Origin of the sequence: uncultured Jatrophihabitans sp. (assembly GCF_964244045.1) — a bacterium.
Lineage (GTDB): Bacteria > Actinomycetota > Actinomycetes > Mycobacteriales > Jatrophihabitantaceae > Jatrophihabitans.
This window is the reverse complement of record NZ_CAXTHK010000004.1, coordinates 44,718-62,420: the sequence shown is the minus strand read 5'-3', so window position 1 is coordinate 62,420 and position 17,703 is coordinate 44,718. Positions and strand designations below refer to the sequence as shown.

General features: G+C 70.7%; 17 protein-coding genes and 2 pseudogenes. 11 read left to right on the top strand and 8 right to left on the bottom strand.

The window, feature by feature from the left end; genetic code table 11:
- Nucleotides 1-24 precede the first annotated feature (24 nt).
- Nucleotides 25-627, bottom strand: a complete 603-nt coding sequence (locus ACFFC4_RS04665; protein ID WP_375498262.1) for a M15 family metallopeptidase — start codon at nt 625-627, stop codon at nt 25-27.
- 223 nt (nt 628-850) lie between these two features.
- Here ACFFC4_RS04665 and ACFFC4_RS04660 point away from each other — a divergent pair.
- From ACFFC4_RS04660 to ACFFC4_RS04650, 3 genes and pseudogenes are all read left to right on the top strand, one after another.
- Nucleotides 851-1,707, top strand: a pseudogene (locus tag ACFFC4_RS04660) (aminotransferase class IV).
- A 20-nt stretch (nt 1,708-1,727) separates the two neighbouring features.
- Nucleotides 1,728-1,784 (top strand): annotated as a pseudogene (locus ACFFC4_RS04655) (hypothetical protein); the annotation flags it as partial.
- A gap of 52 nt (nt 1,785-1,836) precedes the next feature.
- Nucleotides 1,837-2,241, top strand: coding sequence for a hypothetical protein (locus ACFFC4_RS04650; RefSeq protein WP_375498260.1), 405 nt, complete (start codon nt 1,837-1,839; stop codon nt 2,239-2,241).
- Here ACFFC4_RS04650 and ACFFC4_RS04645 read toward each other — a convergent pair.
- From ACFFC4_RS04645 to ACFFC4_RS04635, 3 genes are all read right to left on the bottom strand, one after another.
- On the bottom strand, nt 2,215-3,036 hold the full coding sequence (locus ACFFC4_RS04645) for a phosphatase PAP2 family protein (protein ID WP_375498258.1): 822 nt from the start codon (nt 3,034-3,036) through the stop codon (nt 2,215-2,217). The two genes, ACFFC4_RS04650 and ACFFC4_RS04645, sit on opposite strands and share 27 nt — an antisense overlap.
- 20 nt (nt 3,037-3,056) lie before the next feature.
- Nucleotides 3,057-3,485 (bottom strand): hypothetical protein, encoded by a 429-nt coding sequence (locus tag ACFFC4_RS04640; RefSeq protein ID WP_375498256.1) that lies wholly within the window; start codon nt 3,483-3,485, stop codon nt 3,057-3,059.
- Between the two features lie 323 nt (nt 3,486-3,808).
- Nucleotides 3,809-4,816, bottom strand: a complete 1,008-nt coding sequence (locus ACFFC4_RS04635; protein WP_375498254.1) for an SGNH/GDSL hydrolase family protein — start codon at nt 4,814-4,816, stop codon at nt 3,809-3,811.
- 103 nt (nt 4,817-4,919) lie between these two features.
- Between ACFFC4_RS04635 and ACFFC4_RS04630 the strand changes: the two genes are divergently transcribed.
- Together ACFFC4_RS04630 and ACFFC4_RS04625 are read left to right on the top strand one after the other, a co-directional pair.
- Nucleotides 4,920-5,672 (top strand): endonuclease/exonuclease/phosphatase family protein, encoded by a 753-nt coding sequence (locus ACFFC4_RS04630; protein WP_375498252.1) that lies wholly within the window; start codon nt 4,920-4,922, stop codon nt 5,670-5,672.
- Nucleotides 5,673-5,904: 232 nt separating this feature from the next.
- Complete coding sequence (locus tag ACFFC4_RS04625; RefSeq protein WP_375498250.1) at nt 5,905-6,726, top strand: alpha/beta fold hydrolase; 822 nt, start codon at nt 5,905-5,907, stop codon at nt 6,724-6,726.
- Nucleotides 6,727-6,831: 105 nt separating this feature from the next.
- Here the strand turns inward: ACFFC4_RS04625 and ACFFC4_RS04620 are convergent, their stop codons facing one another.
- Nucleotides 6,832-7,953, bottom strand: a complete 1,122-nt coding sequence (locus ACFFC4_RS04620) for a CoA transferase (protein WP_375498248.1) — start codon at nt 7,951-7,953, stop codon at nt 6,832-6,834.
- 109 nt (nt 7,954-8,062) lie between these two features.
- Between ACFFC4_RS04620 and ACFFC4_RS04615 the strand changes: the two genes are divergently transcribed.
- Nucleotides 8,063-8,392, top strand: a complete 330-nt coding sequence (locus tag ACFFC4_RS04615) for an Lsr2 family protein (protein WP_375498246.1) — start codon at nt 8,063-8,065, stop codon at nt 8,390-8,392.
- Nucleotides 8,393-8,411: 19 nt separating this feature from the next.
- Here ACFFC4_RS04615 and ACFFC4_RS04610 read toward each other — a convergent pair whose 3' ends face one another.
- Nucleotides 8,412-10,097, bottom strand: coding sequence for a DNA polymerase (locus ACFFC4_RS04610; RefSeq protein ID WP_375498244.1), 1,686 nt, complete (start codon nt 10,095-10,097; stop codon nt 8,412-8,414).
- A 73-nt stretch (nt 10,098-10,170) separates the two neighbouring features.
- Between ACFFC4_RS04610 and ACFFC4_RS04605 the strand changes: the two genes are divergently transcribed.
- Both ACFFC4_RS04605 and ACFFC4_RS04600 read left to right on the top strand, forming a co-directional pair.
- Nucleotides 10,171-12,462 (top strand): HelD family protein, encoded by a 2,292-nt coding sequence (locus tag ACFFC4_RS04605; RefSeq protein WP_375498242.1) that lies wholly within the window; start codon nt 10,171-10,173, stop codon nt 12,460-12,462.
- A gap of 10 nt (nt 12,463-12,472) precedes the next feature.
- Nucleotides 12,473-13,309, top strand: coding sequence for a PIG-L family deacetylase (locus ACFFC4_RS04600; RefSeq protein ID WP_375498240.1), 837 nt, complete (start codon nt 12,473-12,475; stop codon nt 13,307-13,309).
- A gap of 7 nt (nt 13,310-13,316) precedes the next feature.
- Here the strand turns inward: ACFFC4_RS04600 and ACFFC4_RS04595 are convergent, their stop codons facing one another.
- Together ACFFC4_RS04595 and ACFFC4_RS04590 are read right to left on the bottom strand one after the other, a co-directional pair.
- The gene (locus ACFFC4_RS04595; protein WP_375498238.1) at nt 13,317-13,754 is read right to left on the bottom strand and encodes a DUF309 domain-containing protein; all 438 of its coding nucleotides are present in this window, start codon (nt 13,752-13,754) and stop codon (nt 13,317-13,319) included.
- A complete protein-coding gene (locus tag ACFFC4_RS04590) occupies nt 13,751-14,185 on the bottom strand; it encodes a cupin domain-containing protein (RefSeq protein WP_375498236.1) in 435 nt (144 codons plus the stop codon). The genes ACFFC4_RS04595 and ACFFC4_RS04590 overlap by 4 nt, the downstream gene beginning before the upstream one ends.
- A 177-nt stretch (nt 14,186-14,362) precedes the next feature.
- Here ACFFC4_RS04590 and ACFFC4_RS04585 point away from each other — a divergent pair, with 177 nt between their 5' ends.
- From ACFFC4_RS04585 to ACFFC4_RS04575, 3 genes are all read left to right on the top strand, one after another.
- Nucleotides 14,363-15,736, top strand: a complete 1,374-nt coding sequence (locus ACFFC4_RS04585; RefSeq protein WP_375498234.1) for a class II 3-deoxy-7-phosphoheptulonate synthase — start codon at nt 14,363-14,365, stop codon at nt 15,734-15,736.
- A 50-nt stretch (nt 15,737-15,786) separates the two neighbouring features.
- The gene (locus tag ACFFC4_RS04580) at nt 15,787-16,743 is read left to right on the top strand and encodes a threonine aldolase family protein (RefSeq protein WP_375498613.1); all 957 of its coding nucleotides are present in this window, start codon (nt 15,787-15,789) and stop codon (nt 16,741-16,743) included.
- A gap of 63 nt (nt 16,744-16,806) precedes the next feature.
- Nucleotides 16,807-17,661 carry a hypothetical protein gene (locus ACFFC4_RS04575; RefSeq protein ID WP_375498232.1) on the top strand — a complete coding sequence of 285 codons (855 nt, stop codon included), beginning with the start codon at nt 16,807-16,809 and terminating at the stop codon, nt 17,659-17,661.
- The last annotated feature ends 42 nt before the right edge of the window (nt 17,662-17,703 follow it).

The following is a 17,703-nucleotide window of genomic DNA, read 5'->3' as shown; positions in this document are numbered from 1 at the left end:
CGTACGGCTTACCCGGATAGGTCCTCAGTGCAGCGGTGCACCGAGGATCGGCCGCGGCGTGTCCGCGCCGGGGCCGTCGAAGTGCCACCACTCGCCGACGTAGACGGTGAGGCCACCGGCGGCCATCGCCATCCGCAACACCCGGCGGTGTGCTCGCGCCGTCACGCTCACCCCGCTGGTGGCGTACGCATGGGCCCGCGCGGTGAAGTTGTCGAAGCCGGTGCCCATGCTCACCAGGTGCTCGCCCTTCGACAGGGTGACGTCGACCGAGCGGCCGGCCTCGTGGCTGCGCGCGTACGGCCCCGGCCGGGCCACGAACTCCGGGTTCGACACGATGTGGAACATCCGTACCTGGACCGAGTGCGGGCGGTAGCAGTCCCAGAACACCAGGCGGTATCCCTGCGCCCGCAACCGCTTCGCCGCAGTACGCAGGCCGGCGCGCATGCTGGTGTGCACCAGGCAGCGCGCCGACTTCGGATACAGCCGGACGTGGGTGAAGTTGTTGCTCGTCGTGTACCGCAGATCGACGATCGCGTCGGGCACGACGCTGTGGATCTCGACGAGCCCGGCTCGTCGTGCCCGGGCCGACACCACGGTCGACGGTGCGGGTTTCGCCCGTTTGGTCATTGATCGGGTCGCGACGGTCGCGGGCGACGACGAGGCGGCGGTCGTGATCCTGGCAGGCTGCGGGGTCGAGGAGCAGCCAGCGCTGAGCGCGGCGACAAGCACTGCCGACGCGATGACGCAACAGCGGGCCGACACCACGCCATGATGACAGGATGATCGACCTCCGCTTCGCTTCGGCCGCCAAAGGCCATGTCCATGTGACCTGCTCCGGCTGCGCCGTCGCATGACTGCAGCTCACGGCACCCACGACTTCCTCCACGACCCGCGCAACGCCACGATCCTGATCAAGGTCAACGGCGAGCTCGTTTCGCGCGAGCGGGCCGTGGTCAGCGTCTTCGACGCGGGCTTCGTGCTGGGCGACGGCGTGTCGGAGGGGCCTGCGGGTGGCCGACGGCCGGCCCGCGTTCCTCGACCTGCATTTCGACCGGCTGTGGGAGGGCGCGGCGGCGATCATGCTCGACATCGGGATGACCCGCGACGACATGGCCGAGCGCATCGACAACACGCTGCGGGCCAATGCAATGACCGGCGACGGCGCGCACATCCGGTTGATGGTCACCCGCGGCCCGAAGTCGACGCCGCACCAGGACCCGCGGATGACGGCCGGCCCGGCCACCGTTGTGATCATCGCCGAGTGGAAGGACCCGCTGCCGGCCACCGTCGAACGCGGCCTGTCGTTGTTCACCGTGCACGTGCGCCGCGCGTCGCCCTCGACCCCAAGCTGAACGCGCACAGCAAGCTCAACGACATCACCGCGTGCATCCAGGCCTACACCGCCGGTGCCGACGAGGCGCTCATGCTCGACCCGCACGGGTTCGTCGCCACCTGCAACTCGACGCACTTCTTCGTCGTGCGCGGCGACGAGGTGTGGACGTCGAGCGGCATGTACTGCCTGGGCGGCATCACCCGCGGCAATGTCCTGCGGGTGTGCGCGACGCCGGCATCCCGGCGCGGGAGAAGTCGTTCAGCCTCACCGAGGTCTATAGCGCCGACGAGGCGTTCGTGACCGGCACGTTCGCCGGCGTCGTGCCGGTGCACACGGTCGACGGCCGGACGATTACCTCGACCGGACGGGCCTGAACCATCCCGGCCGCGAGGACGTGATCGCGGCCGGCACCACGGACTGGCGGGCCGTCGTGGATGACCTGGTAGCCCCAACCAACGGCGTCTACTACCAGAAGCACATGACCCACCACCTGATCCCCCGAGTTGCCACGGGACTGGATCGCCGAGCTCACGAACGTCCTGCTCGTCCGCGACCCGGCCGAGGTGGTGGCGTCGTACGTGCGCTCGCGCGCGGACGTCGTGGCCGAGGACATCGGGTTGGTGCAGCAGAGAAAGCTCGCCGACCTGCTGGGTGCGGACGTCCCGGTGATCGACGCTGCCGACTTCCTGCGCAACCCCGAAGGACACCTGCGCTGGCTGTGCGAGCACGTCGGCGTTGCTTTCACTGACGCGATGCTGACCTGCCCGGCCGGGCCGCGCGATTCCGACGGCGTGTGGGCGCCGCACCGGCCGCGGGCCGCCGTCGACCTGCCCGGCCCTGCCCGCGCGGCCGTCGAACGCAGCCGGCCGCACTACGAGGAGTTATACGAGCGTCAGGTACGGCTCTGACGAGCGGACGAGTCGCGCGCGCAGCAACCGCCACGCGGCCTGGATGCCGGCCACCCCCCAGGCGCAGGCCGCCAGCAGCAGCGCGGCAACGATGCCGTCGAGCCAGTAGTGGTTGCCGGTGACGACGACGATGAGCACCGTCAGCACCGCGTGCGCCGGGCCGATCCAGCGCCAGCGGCTCGGGCTGACCCGCCACACGTACCAGCCCACGAGCACGGCCCAAGCGACGTGCACCGACGGCATGGAGGACAGCTGGTCGGCAGCCAGTCCGTTGCTGTAGACGGACTGGTTGTAGCGCAGCGCGGTGTCGACGACGCCTGGCATCATCCGCGGGGGAGCCACCGGGATCAGCTGGACGAGCAGGCAGGCCAGCGTGGTCCAGGCCATCACCTGGCGGATCGGGCGGTACCGATCCCGGTGTCGTACGAACAGCCAGAGCAGGAACAGCAGCATGCCGGTGAAGTGCATCGTCGCGTAGTAGAGATTGGCGGCCTGCACGACGAGCGGGTGGCCCAGCACCAGGTGCTGGGTCCACCGCTCGGACGGTAGGTGCAGGTCGCGCTCGATCCGTTCGATGGTGCGCGCATGGGCGGAGGCACCGGTCGTGCCGGCCGCGGCGAGGGTGCCGACGTAGTGCCACAACCCGTACAGGAAACCGATGATCGAGATCTCACGCGCGAACGCGCCGACGGTCCGGGCGTGCCGATTGGGGACGACGGCCAGCACCGCCCCGGCGCCCATGAGCGCGCCGGCCAGACCCCATGACTGCTCGATGGTGAGCGAGACGGTCTGCACAGAAGCAAACTACTGCTCGACTACGGCATCTCGATCGTCTGGGCGCGCCGCAGCTCGCCCAACGCGTGGTCGAGCACCTCGGGCAGGGGGGTCTCGGTCGTCGAACTCAGGTACGCGACCAGCAGCAGGCCGTGCGCCAGGACCGCGTCGGGCGACGGCCGCGCGACGGCGTCGTCACCGTCGTCGGGTTCGCCGACACCCACGCCGGCGGTGAATGCGTGCAGCAGGGCGGTGCCGTCGAGCGCGTCGTACCAGGGCGCTGCCGCGTGCAGGCAGCCGCGCAGGATGCGTTCGGCCTCCTCGGCGTCCAGGCCGTCCGGGGCGGCGCGCTCCAGTAGCTCCTGGGTAGCGGTGCCGAGCAGGACCAGTAATTGCTCGCGGTCGAGCTTGTGCACGTCCACGAGCGCGTCGGCAAAAGCATCGGCGTCGGCGTTCGTCGCGGCGCCCACCGCCGTGTCGACGGCCAGGGCCAGAGAGCGTGCCGGCCCGCGCCAACCGTGAATAGGCGGACGTCACGCCCTCACTCCGTTCGGGCCGCCGAAGGCGCCATGCCGCCGGTTCGCTCCGCAGGCGTCGCTCACGCCCTCACTCCGTTCGGGCCGCCGAAGGCGCCATGCCGCCGGTTCGCTCCGCAGGCGTCGCTCACGCCCTCACTCCGTTCGGGCCGCCGAAGGCGCCATGTCGCCGGTTCGCTCCGCAGGCGTCGCTCACGCCCTCACTCCGTTCGGGCCGCCAGAGGCGCCATGCCGCCCGTTCGCTCCGCAGGCGTCGCTCACTGACGGGGCAGGGTGGCGGTGACCAGGTCGGCGATGATCGCGTAACCGGGCGTGCGCGGGTGGATGTCCTGGTACGCGCAGTAGAACGTCAGCGAGCAGATCTTGGCCGTCGGCACCGGGATGTTGCCGTACGGGGGCAACGACGTGGTCTGTGTCAGCGAACCGTAGCTGCCGAATGCTGCCGTGACGTCGACGAAGCGGCCGCCGACCGCCTGGTAGGCCTGCTGCAGCTGCGGGTTGATCAGGGACTTGAAGGCGGTGACCGAGAGCGAGGCCAGCGAGCGCAGGCTTGCGTCCTTGGACAGCAGGTTGCCGAGCAGGACGTCGGGGTAGGTGGTGCCGACGATGCGGGTGCTCGATCCGGCCGCGGCGCGCACCTGCTGCAGGATCGAGTTCAGGTTGGTGCGGGCCTTCCCGATGCTGGTCGTCAGGCAGCTGAGGGCATCGCTGCGCACGCCGCAGGGGATGACGTCGTTGCCGCCGATCGACACGGTAACGAGCGCGATATGCCCGCGATGCGCCTTCATGAATGCCACTGCGGCTGCGGTCTGGGTAGTCGAGTACTGCGGGGCGCCGGGGCCGGTGAAGCCACGCCGGCAGCCTGCGCTCGAGAGCATCGTCTGCGTGGTCGCTCCGGCGCACCCGAAATTGACGAGCCGGTAGTCGTAACCCTTCGCCTTGGCTTTCGTGACGACCTGGTACGCGAAGCCGTTCGTTGTGGTCCGGCCCTCGTTGCGTCCGATGCCCTGATAGCCGGCGGCATAGGAGTCGCCGAGGGAGACGTAGTACTGCGGGGCCGGTGTCGCCGCCGCTGACGGGAACGTCGCGCTGGTTGGCGTGGCGGCGCTCGACGACGCGGCGGACGGTGCCGGGGCGACAGCTGTCGTGCTTGCCGGCGTCGTGCCCGCCGCGAACGTCTTCGATCTACCGCTTGATCCGGAGCAGCCGGCGAGCACCGTGACCGCGGCCAGGCCGAGCGTCGTTGCCAGCAGTCGAGTACGCACCGAACCACCTCCAGCGAGAGGCGTTCCAGCGGAGCGCCACGATCATCTTTACAGCCCCGGCGCTGTGCGGGACCCGGCGGGCGGTGGCGGGCAGGATGCGGGGATGAGCGTGCAGGTGCGGATCGCCAGCTTCAACATCCGCACCTCGGCGGGACGCGACGGATGGAACCGCTGGTGGTTCCGGCGCCCGGCCTGCCTCGACGCCATCCGTGGTGTGAGCGCCGACATCGTCGGACTGCAGGAGGTCCGGCCGGGGCAGTTGCGCGGTGTCCGCCGCGCCTTCAGCACCTGGACGGTTGCCGGTGACGGACGCGACGCCGACGGCGGGGGAGAGCGCGCCGCGGTGCTCGTGGCCCCCGATGGCTGGGTCGTCGAGTCCAGCGAGACCCGCTGGTTGTCCGAGACCCCCGATGTCGCCGCTTCGATCGGGTGGGATGCGAGCCACCCACGCGTCGTGACGTTGGCGCGGCTGCGGCACGAGGCCACTGTGCTCGGGGTGGCCAACACGCACTTCGACCATCGCGGCCCCAAGTCCCGCCGCGAGAGTGCGCTCCTGCTCGCCGGGTGGCTGGCAGCCGAGAACGACCGTCCATGGGTGATCACCGGCGACCTCAACGCGGTGCCGACATCGGCGCCGCTGCAGGCGCTGCACGCGGCGGGGTGGACCGACACGCTGCCCGTCGACGCCGGCGGCACCGAGCACGCGTTCACCGGCGCCCACGACCGCAAACGCATCGACTACGTCCTCACCGGCCCCGGCGTGCACGCAGCGTCGGCGTGGATCGGGCACGACCGGCCCCGCGGCCGGCTACCCAGCGATCACTGGCCGGTCATCGCTGACGTCATCATCGACTGACTGAGTGACTGACTGTTCGACGGACGGCATCGATGGTGCGGTGGACGTTCTCGGCGCTGGTCATCCAATTGCTTACCGACACCCGGCGGCCGGATTGACTTGCCAGCAACCTCGGTTCGGCCTCGCTCGCCAGCTCCACGATGGCGACCGGGTCGGCGCCGGTTTCGGGCAGTGGGCCGCCGAAGCCCTGACCATTTCCTCGACGGTAGCCCGCGGGTCACACAATGGGAGGGTGCGAACACCCAGCGGCTCCCTGCTCACCGTCGAGACTCCGGGATATGCGGGTCTGGTGCACGTGCGCGAGGACGGGCCTGCCGACGGGCGGGTGCTGGTCCTGCTGCACGGGTTCAGCGGGTCGCTGCACTGGTACGACCTGGTCGTGCCCCTGCTGGCCGACACCTTCCGGCTCGTCCGGGTCGACCTGCTGGGGCACGGCTCGACCGGCGGGGCAGCAGCCGACGCGCCCGTCCAGGCGCAGGCCGTCGCCGCGGTGCTCGAGCAGCTCGACGTGCACGACGCGGTCGCGGTCGGTCATTCCTTCGGCGCCGACGTCGCCGTCGAGCTGGCCGAGAACGACGACCGGGTCACCGGACTGGTGATCGTCACTCAGGCCCCGGACTACTCCGACGCGGTCCTGCCGCGCGGCAACCGGTTGATGACGCTGCCCGTCCTCGGCGCGGCGATGTACCGGTCCGCGGTGCCGCTGGCGATGGGATTGAGCGCTGTCGTGGGTCGGGTCCGGCCGACCCAACGCCAGCTCGCGGCGCAGGCTGTTGCTGACTTCCGCGCGCTGACACCGGGCATGTTCCGGGTCGTGCTGACCAAGCGGCGCGCGCGGATGGCGCGCCGCCCGCTCGACGCCCAGGTGCGCGACAGCGGCAAGGCGACGCTCGTCATCCTGGGGGAACGCGACCACTTCTACGGAGCGCGTTCGGCACCGCGGTACCGCGCGGCCGGTGCGCGGGTCGAGATCCTCGCAGAGAGCGGGCATTCGCCGCTCGTCGAGCTGCCCGAGCGGATGGCTGCGTTGATCGCCGGCTTCGCCGCCCCGTGATCCCGCGCGGTTAGGTCCAGATCGGATCGTCGGCGAGGAAGCGGGCCGGCGGCGCGGACCAGCGCAACGGCTGCCCGTCGACGCTGCCGGGTGGGGCCACCGCGGTCACCGGGCCGACGCGCACCGTCCAGGCCTCGCCTGCTGCCGCGACCGGCGCCGGCACAGCCGCGGGGTCCCGGGGGCGCGGCCAGCAGCCAGGCGGCGGTGCGCGCCAGCGAGAGGCGACGCACGACCGTGCCACCCTCGGCGTCCTGGCGGCGCAGGCCGTCCAGGACGGCCGCGGCGGCCAGGTAGCCGGTGCCGTGGTCGAGCAGTTGGCAGCGCCCCGGGGTGTCGTTCGGCGAGATCCTCGTCGGTGAGCCCGAAACGGTCGAGCGCGCCGGGCCGGTAACCGCAGACCAACACGTCGGCGTGGTCGAGCAGGGCATGCAACCGGTCGGTATACCGGGTGAGGTCGAGAACGGCGCTGCGCTTTCCCAGCAGAGTGTCTGCGAACATACCTGGTGGTATGTCGTGGTGGTCGGGCGGATCGATGCGAAGTACGTCTGCCCCGAGTGCGCCCAGGAAGCGAGTGCACACCGGGCCGGCAATCACGCGCGTGAGATCGAGCACGCGGATACCGTCGGCCGGCATCCCGACGTGTGACCGCATTCTCGATCCGGCAGGGCCGACAATGGCGTGTCCGACAAGCGGTTCGGCGCACACCGCCGCGCCCTGTGGGTGCTGTTGCCATTCGCGTTCCTCGCGTACCCGCGCGGCAATGCCGCCTTCGGCGAACACCCGTTCCTCGATGTCGATGGCGACGCGTTGGCCGATCTCGCTTGCTACCGCGTCGACGCGAGCCTCGATGGACAGGTCGAGGGCTCGCAACAAGGCGTCCCGATGCCACGGGTAATTGGCGTGGGTGCGCATGAACCCGTCTGCTGTTCGCCAGAACCGCGACAGCGGCGCGAACGTGGCGCCAGTCGATTGACCGTCGGTCCGAACAACCCGTTCACTGCGCACAGCGTCCGAGATGTGCCCGCGATCGGTGGCGAAGGCGGCGCGACCGTTCGTCAGGGCCGCGGCCGCCGCCAGTGCCGTCACCACTGCTGCGGTGGCGGCCGCGCCGGTGGGCAGCGTCGCGGGCAGGATGTCGCGCGCACCACTCACGGTCACGTCGGGGCGCGCAGCGTCGCCGGCCACTGCGGCCCACGTCTCCTCGACCAAAGCTTCTTCGGTCCGCACGAAACTCCTTTCAGGTCACCTATGAGAAGCGCGGCTGGGGTATTGTTTTTCAACCCAGCGCGCGCGTCGGGTTTGACTTTTCAAACCGTCGCTCGACACTATTCTGGGTATGGCCAAGAAAATAGTTACGACAACCGAGTTCATCGACGACATCGACGGAGGTTCCGCGGCGGGGACCGTGTCGTTCAGCTTCGAGGGAACCAACTACGAAATCGACCTGAGCAAGAAGAACAAGACGGCGCTCGAGAAGGCGTTGAAGCCTTACGTCGAGCACGCAAGAAGGGCTCGCGCCCCCCGCCGGCGGGCCTCGTCCGGCGCGGCGTCGCGTCGCCAGAATTTGCCTGCAATCCGCGCCTGGGCGAGGGACAACGGTTTCGAGGTCTCGGACCGTGGCCGGATCAGCCAGGAAATCTCTGACGCTTTCGCGGCCGCACACTGAATTACAGCTACTCCAAGAGTTATGCCTTGGCCTGCGACCACCGCTGAATGGTCGAGATGTCAGCCACGAAACGCACGGCTGTGCGTTCGCGTTGCCACCGCTGCGCGGTCTCGTCAAGACACGAACGAAGCAGTGCGGCCGCCTCGTCGGCGTCGGCAGTGGCGACGTGGACGAGTAATTCGTCGTGCAGGCACAGCACGATGCGTGCGTCGAGTGGGGCCAGCCGGGCTCGCACTGTGACCGCCCACATCTTGAAGAATTCCGCCGCGGCACCCTGGACGAGGGCGTTGCGCGCATAACGGCCACGGCCACCCTGCGCGGCGCGTACGCCTGACTCGTCCAGGCCTGTTCCGAGGGCGGGCATCCGCACCAAGCGCCCGCCGTGCGTCCGCACGTCGCGACCGGCCCGGCCCCGTTCGTAGGCATCGTCGAGGTAGCGCATCGCCACCGGGTAGCCGCGGTGCAGTCCGCGCAGCGCTTCGCCGGCCGTGCCCGACGTCTGCCCGTACATGGCGGCCAGCACGGCCACCTTGGCCACCGACCGTTCGACGCCGAGCCGCTGCGCGACGGGCGCGTACAGGTCGTCGGCCGCGCCTGCGCGGGCCAGCTCGGCGTCCCCCGACACGACGGCCAGCACCCGGGGTTCGATCTGTCCGAGGTCGGCGCGCACGAACGCGTGGCCGGGTTCGGCCACGACGGCCGGCCGCAGCTCGGCGGGCAGGTTGTGCAGGCCGGCCTGCGCGGTCATCCGACCGGCGGCGCCGTCACTGCCGCTCCACCGCCCGCGCAGGCGGCCGTCGCGCACGTGCGCCGCGAGCCAGCTGTGCCCGTAGGTGGTGGCAACGCGCTCGGCCTTGCGCCAGTCGAGCAGTGCGGCGACGAGCGGATGTGAGTCGCGCAGCGGTTCCAGGCGCCACGAGCGGGTGTCCGGCACGTCCACCCCGATGCGGGCAAGCAGCTCGCGGACCTCGCCCGGGTTGCGCAGGTCGACGTCGCGGGCCCACTGCGTGACCCGTCGATCGCGCTCTGCGCGCAGTCGGGTCGCGTCGGCCTCGTCGCGCGGGCGCGGCCCGGCGATCGCAGTGATCAACTCGTCCGCGACGTCGACGTCGATGGGGAGCCCCTCGACCTCCAACTCGGCGCACAGCAGCTCGGCAGCGGACTCCGACCACGCCGTCAGCACGGGGTCGCCGCCGGCGTCCAGGGCGTCGAGCTGTGCGCGCTGGCGCTCCGCGCAGCGCACCGCCACCTCGGCCCAGCGCGCCGGCCGGTCGACGTCGCGGTGCCACCCGTCGCCGACCCAGTCGGGGCGCACGTACCCGTCGGGGCGCACGGGGTCGTCCTCGTCGCCGTCGGCAGTACCGGCGTTGACGAAATCGAGCTGACCGTCGGCCGGCAATCCGTCCAGGGCTAGCCCGAACGTCGTGGCCCAGACAAGAGCGGGCTCGTCGGCCACCCCGCCGACGAGGAGCCGGTGCACCGCCGCGACGTCCCAGCAGGCGCTGAGGCGCAGTCCCACCACAGCGGTCGACCGACCCCACCACGTCCAGCGGGGGTGCAGTGCGGCGTCGACGCCGGCCAGGTCATCGACCGACGCGTTCCACCGCTGCCCGCCGGCCGCGAGGCCCACCTCATCGGCGATTGCGACGCCCAGCAGCCGCCCGGGACCGACGCCGGCAGCGGCCAGCTCGTCGACGAGGGGCATCCGCCCATCGTGCCTGCGGGTGCGCAGCTACCGCTCGGTAGGGTTGACGCCCTCATGAGGAGCAACAATCAGCGTGCCTGACGATTCGACCCGGGCGGGGGAGTCGGCAGGGGAGTCGCTGCGCGCTCGTGAGATCGCGGCCGAGGCCGAGTACGTCGACCGGCTCTACGTCCAGCTCGACGAGCTGCGCGAGCAGGCCCGGCTCGCTCTGGACCGCACCGCGCGGAGCGCCACGGTCGGCACGCCTGGCGCGCGCAGCGAACGCGACGCGTTCATGCGCCTGTACGGCCAGCGCGTCCGCACGCTGATCGACGTCGAGAACCGGCTGTGCTTCGGGCGGTTGGACCTGGCCACTGGGCAGCGCCGCTACGTCGGGCGCATCGGGATGTCCGACGAGGCGCGACACGAGCTGCTCGTCGACTGGCGGGCGCCTGCGGCGGAGCCGTTCTACCAGGCCACTGCGGCCCGGCCCGAGGGCGTACTGCGGCGACGGCAGATCAGCATCTCCAAGCGCCGGGTCACCGACGTCCAGGACGAGGTGCTCGACCTCGAGGGCTTCGAGGCCTCGGGCGTCGAGGGCAATCATGTCGTGGTCGGCCAAGGCGCGTTGTTCGCCAGCCTCGACGCCGCGCGCAGCGGCCGGATGCGCGACATCGTGGCCACCATCCAGGCCGACCAGGACGAGGTGATCCGCGCGCCATTGGCCGGCGTGCTGGTCGTGCAGGGCGGCCCGGGCACCGGCAAGACGGCCGTCGCGTTGCACCGGGCTGCCTTCCTGCTCTACGCCAACCGCGAGCGCATCGCCCGTTCCGGCGTGCTCGTCATCGGCCCGAACCGGGTGTTCCTGCGCTACATCGACCAGGTGCTGCCCGCCCTCGGCGAGGCCGACGCCGTGGTCATGTCCACCCCCGGCGAGCTGTACCCCGGCATCGTCGCCACCGCTACCGAGGCCCCCGAGGTCGTCGCCGTCAAGGGCGACCTGCGGATGGCGACCGTGCTCAAGCACGCGGTCGAACGACGTCAGCGCATGATCAGCACCGGCCGGGCGATGGACGTCGACGGCACCACGATCCGCCTGCAGCCGCGCTACGTCCGGGAAGCTCGTGAGGTCGCCCGCCGCAGCCGAGCGCCGCACAACCTCGCCCGCAAGACGTTCGTCCAACATGTGTTGCGCAGCCTCGCCCGAGCGCTGGCGACGGCCCGCGGCACCGAGGTCGACGACGACAACCGTGCCACCCTGCAGGCCGAGCTGCTCGAGTCCCCGGACGTGCGGCGCGAGGTCAACCTGCTCTGGATGCCGATCACCCCGCAGCGCCTGCTGCGCGACCTTTACGCAAACCCGGCCACGCTGGGCGAGGCGGCCGGCCGCAGCCTGACCCGGGAGGAACGGGAGCTGCTGCACCGTGATCGCAGCGCGCCGTGGACAGCGGCCGACGTGCCCCTGCTCGACGAGGCGGCCGAGTTGCTCGGCGAGGACGACTCCGCCGACGAGGCCGAGCAGCTGCGTGCCGAGGCCGACCGCAAGGCCGAGATCGCCTACGCGGAACAGGTACAGGACACCTTCGGCGGGGCCGAGTTCGGCACGGCCGAGGAGCTCGCGAACCGTTACGGCGGCAGCTGGTCGCTGGGCAGCGTGGCCGAGCGTGCGGGCGCCGACCGTACCTGGACGTATGGTCACGTCGTCGTCGACGAGGCCCAGGAGCTGTCGCCGATGGCCTGGCGCCTGTTGATGCGGGTGTGCCCGGCGCGCTCGTTCACCATCGTCGGCGACATCGCCCAGACGGGTTCGGCGGCCGGTGCCACCGCGTGGGCCGACGTTCTCGAGCCTTACGTCGGTGACCGCTGGCGCTTGGCCGAGCTGACCGTCAACTACCGCACGCCCGAGCAGGTGATGGATCTCGCCGCGGCGGTGCTCGCGGCCGGCGGCTCCAGTGTGCGGGCGCCGACGTCAGCGCGGATCGGGCGCGATGAACCGCAGTTCACCCGCGTCGACGGCGACCTCGCGACGTCGGCACAATTGACCGACATCGTGGCCGACGAGCACCGCCGCGCCGGCGAGGGCACGCTGGCCGTGATCACGTCGCGGGCCGCGCACGCCGGTGTCGCCGCTGCGGTGCGCGCCGCGTTGCCCGCGGGGGTGGTCACGGCCAGCACCGATGCCCTCGAGTCGCCGGTCTCGGTGCTCACCGTGGCTGCGGCCAAGGGCCTGGAGTTCGACGGTGTCGTGCTCGTCGAGCCGGCGGCGATCGTTGTCGAGTCGCCGCGCGGGGTGAACGACCTCTACGTTGCGCTGACCCGCCCCACCCAGCGACTGCACGTCGTCCACGGTGAACCGCTGCCGCCGGGACTGGTTCCGGCTCCCTAGGGTTGGCCCCATGACCCGCCAACTCACACTCATGGCCGTGCACGCGCATCCCGACGACGAGGCCACCGGCACCGGAGGGGTGTTCGCGAAAGCCGCGGCGGAAGGCATCCGTACCGTGCTCGTCACCTGCACCGACGGCCGGTGCGGCGACGGGCCCGGCGGCGTCAAGCCCGGCGAGGACGGTCACGATCCCCAGGCCGTGGTGGCGACGCGTGCCGACGAGCTCGAACGCAGCGCGGCGATCCTGGGTGTCAGCCACCTCGAACTGCTGGGCTACGGCGACTCCGGGATGATGGGCTGGGACGCCAACACCGCGCCGGGGGCGTTCTGGGGCATCCCGGTCGACGAGGCGGCGGCCCGGCTCGCCGATCTGATGCGCCGCTACCGCCCGGACGTCGTCGTCACCTACGACGAGAACGGCTTCTACGGCCATCCGGACCACATCCAGGCGCACCGCATCACGGTCGCCGCGCTCGACCTGCTCGACACTGCCGAGTCGCCGGCGAAGGTCTATTGGACGACGGTGCCCCGCACGCAGTTCGAGGAGTTCGGCCGGGTCATGCGCGAGCTCGGCGTCGACTGGGACGAAGAACCCAGCGACGAGCCGCCTGTATTCGAGATGGGCCTGCCCGACGACGAGGTCACGACCTGGGTCGACACCAAGGGCTTCGCCAAGCAGAAGTACGACTCGCTCGCCGAGCACGCCAGCCAGACCGAGAACATCATCTTCCTCAAGCTGGGCGTCGAGCGGCTGGCCGAGCTGATGGGCATCGAGACGTTCGTCAGAGTCCGCGACACGACCAGTGCGCCGCTGCCCGAGCACGACCTGTTCGATGGGCTCCGGTAAGCGTCGCTCATCTAAGCCTGGGCACGTCCCGGCCGACCGGCTCGAGTGCCCACGCGCGCAGGCCGGTGGCATCGATGCCGTGGGGCGGGTTGTCGGTGTACGGCTCCAACCCGGTGGCCGCCCGCTCCAGCAATCGGGCAGCCCCCACCTCGTTGCCACGCAGTCGGTGCGTGACCCCGACCGCGAGTTGAGCCAGGGCCTGCCACAGTCCGACGTCGGCGTCGTCCCCGGTCTTCCAGGCGTCCTCGAACACCTCGTGGGCGTGGAACGGGCGCCCGTGGTCCAGCAGGTCCTGGGCTGCAGCCAGGGTCTCGTCGGGGCTGCGGCGAACCCCCTCGGGCTCCCGGGGGACGCCTACCTCCCCGTAGGGCAGCGGGCGACCCAGGCCGTCGCGCGGACGAGCGTTGCGCGCCCGGCCGTCCTGATCGCGGTCGCGGCCGGTCATCCCCGCAACGACGGCAGGTTCACCACGATCGCCTCCTGCGTGCTGCGCGCGATGACCACCACCGCCTCGACGTCGGGATCGTTGTTCTCCTCACGGTGCGGGGTGAACGGCGGGACGAATACGTAGTCCCCGGATTGCGGCTGCAGGCGAACTTCGTCGCCCGAGGTTGCATCCAGGAAGACGAACTCGGGCTTGCCGCTCACGACATAGATCGCGGTCTCGGCTTCGCCGTGATGGTGGTCGCCCGAACGCTGCGCAGGGCCGACGTGCGTCTGACCCATCCACAGCTCGTTCGACCCGACCGACTCGTGACTGATCGCTGCGAGCCGGCGCATCCCCGGGGTCTGCGCGGTGCCTTTGTCGAGGTCCGCGGCCGGGACGTGCCGCAGTGGTGCGTGCGGCGGAAGGTCCGGATGGAAGTCGTCCGTCATGCCCTGAACGCTAACCCCCGCTTGGCGCCCGCAGTGGTCGCAGGAATCAGCCCGTCGACGACCAGAACAGGCGCCAAGGCGGTGGAGGTGCGGCCACGCCTACGCTGTAGGGGTGAGCGACGCCTGCGGAGCGAACAAGTCGGCATCGGCGCTTTGCCGCCCGAACGGAGTGAGGGCGTGAGCAGCGTGTTGCCCGACCTCAGCATCGACCCCGCCGACCCCGATGATCTGGGCCTCGACGCCTGGCGCACCCGGCCCGCGGCGCAACAGCCGAATTGGCCCGACGAGGTCGCGTTGCGCGAGGTCGCGCTGACCCTCGCAGGCATGCCGCCGCTCGTCGTCGCCTCCGAGGTCGACCAGTTGCGCGCCCGGCTGGGCGACGTTGCGCGGGGTGAGGCATTCCTGCTGCAGGGTGGCGATTGCGCCGAGACGTTCCTGACGAGTTCGCAGGCCGATATCGCCGGCAAGGCGCGCGTCCTGTTGCAGATGGCGGTGGTGCTGACCTACGGCGCCTCGATGCCGGTGGTCAAGCTCGGCCGGATTGCCGGGCAGTACGCCAAACCGCGTTCGTCGGACATCGACGCCACCGGGCGGGTGTCCTACCGCGGCGACATGGTCAATGACCTCACGGGCGACCGCACCCCCGACCCGCGACGCATCCTGCGCGCCTACTCCACCGCAGCGTCCACGCTGAACCTGCTGCGGGCCTACGCCGGCGGCGGGTTGGCCTCGCTCGACCGCGTGCACGCCTGGAACGCCGCCTTTGCCCGCAGCACCGACACCGGCGCCCGCTATGAGAAGCTGGCCGGCGAGATCGACCGTGCCGTGCGGTTCATGCGGGCCTGCGGCGTGCACGACGCCGCACTCGAGGGCGTCGAGCTCTATGCGTCGCACGAAGCTTTGATCCTCGAGTACGAGCGCGCCCTGACCCGGGTCGAGGACGGCCGCGCCTACGACTTGTCTGCGCACTTCGTGTGGGTAGGCGAGCGCACCCGCCAGATGGACGGCGCGCACCTCGACTTCGTCTCGCGCATCGCGAATCCGATCGGCGTGAAACTCGGCCCCACAACCAGCCCGGAATTCGCCGCCGAACTCGTCGAGCGACTCGACCCGGACAACGAACCGGGTCGGCTCACGCTGATCAGCCGGATGTCGAACGCCAAGGTCCGCGACGTCCTGCCGGCGATCGTCGAGAAGGTGACGTCCACCGGCCACCTCGTCGTCTGGCACTGCGACCCGATGCACGGCAACACCGAGGAGACCGCCGACGGCGTCAAGACCCGGCATCTGGACCGCATCATCGACGAGGTCGACGGCTTCTTCGACGTGCACGCCGAGCTGGGCACCCACCCGGGTGGCCTGCACGTCGAGCTCACCGGCGACGACGTCACCGAATGCCTCGGCGGCACGGCCGACCTCACCGCCGCCGACCTCGGCCGGCGCTACGAGACGGCGTGCGACCCGCGGTTGAACATCGAACAATCGCTAGAGCTGGCCTTCCGGGTCGCCGAGCGACTGGTCGCGGAGCGACGTCGGAGGGACGGCGCGTGAACCCGGTCGTCGACCTGCGGTCGGACACCGTCACCCGCCCGACGCCCGCGATGCGCGCGGCCATGGCCGACGCGCCGGTGGGTGACGACGTCTACGGCGAGGACCCGACCGTCAACGAGCTCGAGCGACGGACGGCCGAGTTACTCGGTCACGAGGCCGGCCTGTTCGTGCCGACCGGTTCGCTGGGCAACCAGCTCGGGCTGCGCCTGCTGTGCCCGCCGGGCCAGGAGATCGTGTGCGACTCGCTCGCGCACATTGCTCGCGCCGAGCTGGGCGCGGCCGCAGTGTTCTCGGGCATCACCTTCCGCACGTGGAAGGCCACTCGCGGCTTGCTCGACCCGGCCGCGATCGCCGAGATCATCGCGCCGAATGCGGGGCCGTACCAGGTGTCCACCGCGGCTGTCGCGGTCGAGAACTCGCACAACTTCGGCGGTGGCACCGTGCAACCGGCCGACCGCCTCGCAGCAGTAGAAAGCCTGGCTCGCGACAACGGTCTGGGGCTGCACCTCGACGGCGCCCGGCTGTGGAACACCCACGTTGCCACCGGCACGCCGCTCGCCGAGCTGGCCGGGCCGTTCGACACCGTCTCGGTGTGCTTGTCGAAAGGGCTCGGGGCACCGGTCGGGTCGGTGCTCGTGGCCTCGGCCGACCGCATCGCCGAGGCTCGGGTGTGGCGCAAGCGCTACGGCGGTGGCATGCGGCAGGTCGGCATTCTGGCCGCGGCCGGCCGGTACGCGCTCGATCACCACCTCGAACGGCTCGCCGACGACCACCTGCGTGCGCGCCACCTCGCCGAGGCGCTGGGCGTAGACCCGGCCACCGTCGACACCAACATCGTGGTGCTACCTGTCACCGACGCCGCAGACCTCGCGAGCAAGGCCGCCGAGGAGGGCGTGCTCGTGTCGGCACTCGGTCCGCGCGTCCTGCGCATCGTGACTCACCTCGACGTCGACGACGCCGGTACGGAACGGGCGATATCGGTTCTTGCGCCGCTGCTCGGACGATGAACAAACACCGACGCTCCGCTCTCCTGCTTCGCGCCGGGCCGGTGACAGGGCACACTCTGGCGCATGACCTACTCGGCATACCCCAACCAGCCCGCCTACCCGGGCCCGGGCAACCCCGGCGACCAGGGCTCCGGCAAGCCGAAACTGCGCGGTCGCACCCCGCTGCGGCTGGCGATCATCTTCTTCGTCCTCGCCGTGATTCTGTTCGTCATCGGCGGTGTCGTGCTGGCCAAGAAGTCACTCGGCAAGGTCGAGGACTTCCAGCGCGTGTCCATCTCCAGCGGTACGGGCATGATCAAGATCGACGGCACCGGTAAGTGGGTCGGCTACTACGAAGCCAGCGACGTCAGCAGCGACATCGACCGGATCCCGAACATCCGAGTCGCGATCTCTGATCCGAGCGGCAAAGCAGTCACCTTCAAGTCCTACGGCAATCGCAGCGACGACAAGGTCGACAAGTTGACCTACAACACCGGTGGGCACAAGGGAGCGGCCGCCCTGCAGTTCACCGCCAAGACCGAGGGCACCTACCGGATCCTGGTGCAGCCCGAGGAGACCTTGCCCTCCGGGGCGCAGCTCGCCTTCGGCCGCGACATCGCGAAAGGCACCGCGGCGGGCGGCTTGCTGATCGTCGGTGGCGTCCTGCTGCTGATCGCCGCGATCGTCTTGCTCATCGTCGGACTGATCAAGCGCAGCCGGCACAAGAAGGAGCTGGCCAACCCCTACGGCGGTGGTGGTTACGGCGGCCCGCCGGCCAACTACCCGCCCCCGGGTTACGGCCCCCCGCCGGGTGGCCCGCAGCCGGGCGGTTACGGCCAGCCTGGTCCACAGCCCGGCGGGTACGGCCAGAGTGGTCCACAGCCGGGCGGTCCTCCGCAGGCCGGTCCGCAACAGGGCTGGGGACCGCCACAGCAGTGATCAACAGCGCCGAAACGTCGTCCGACGACGTTTCGGCGCTGT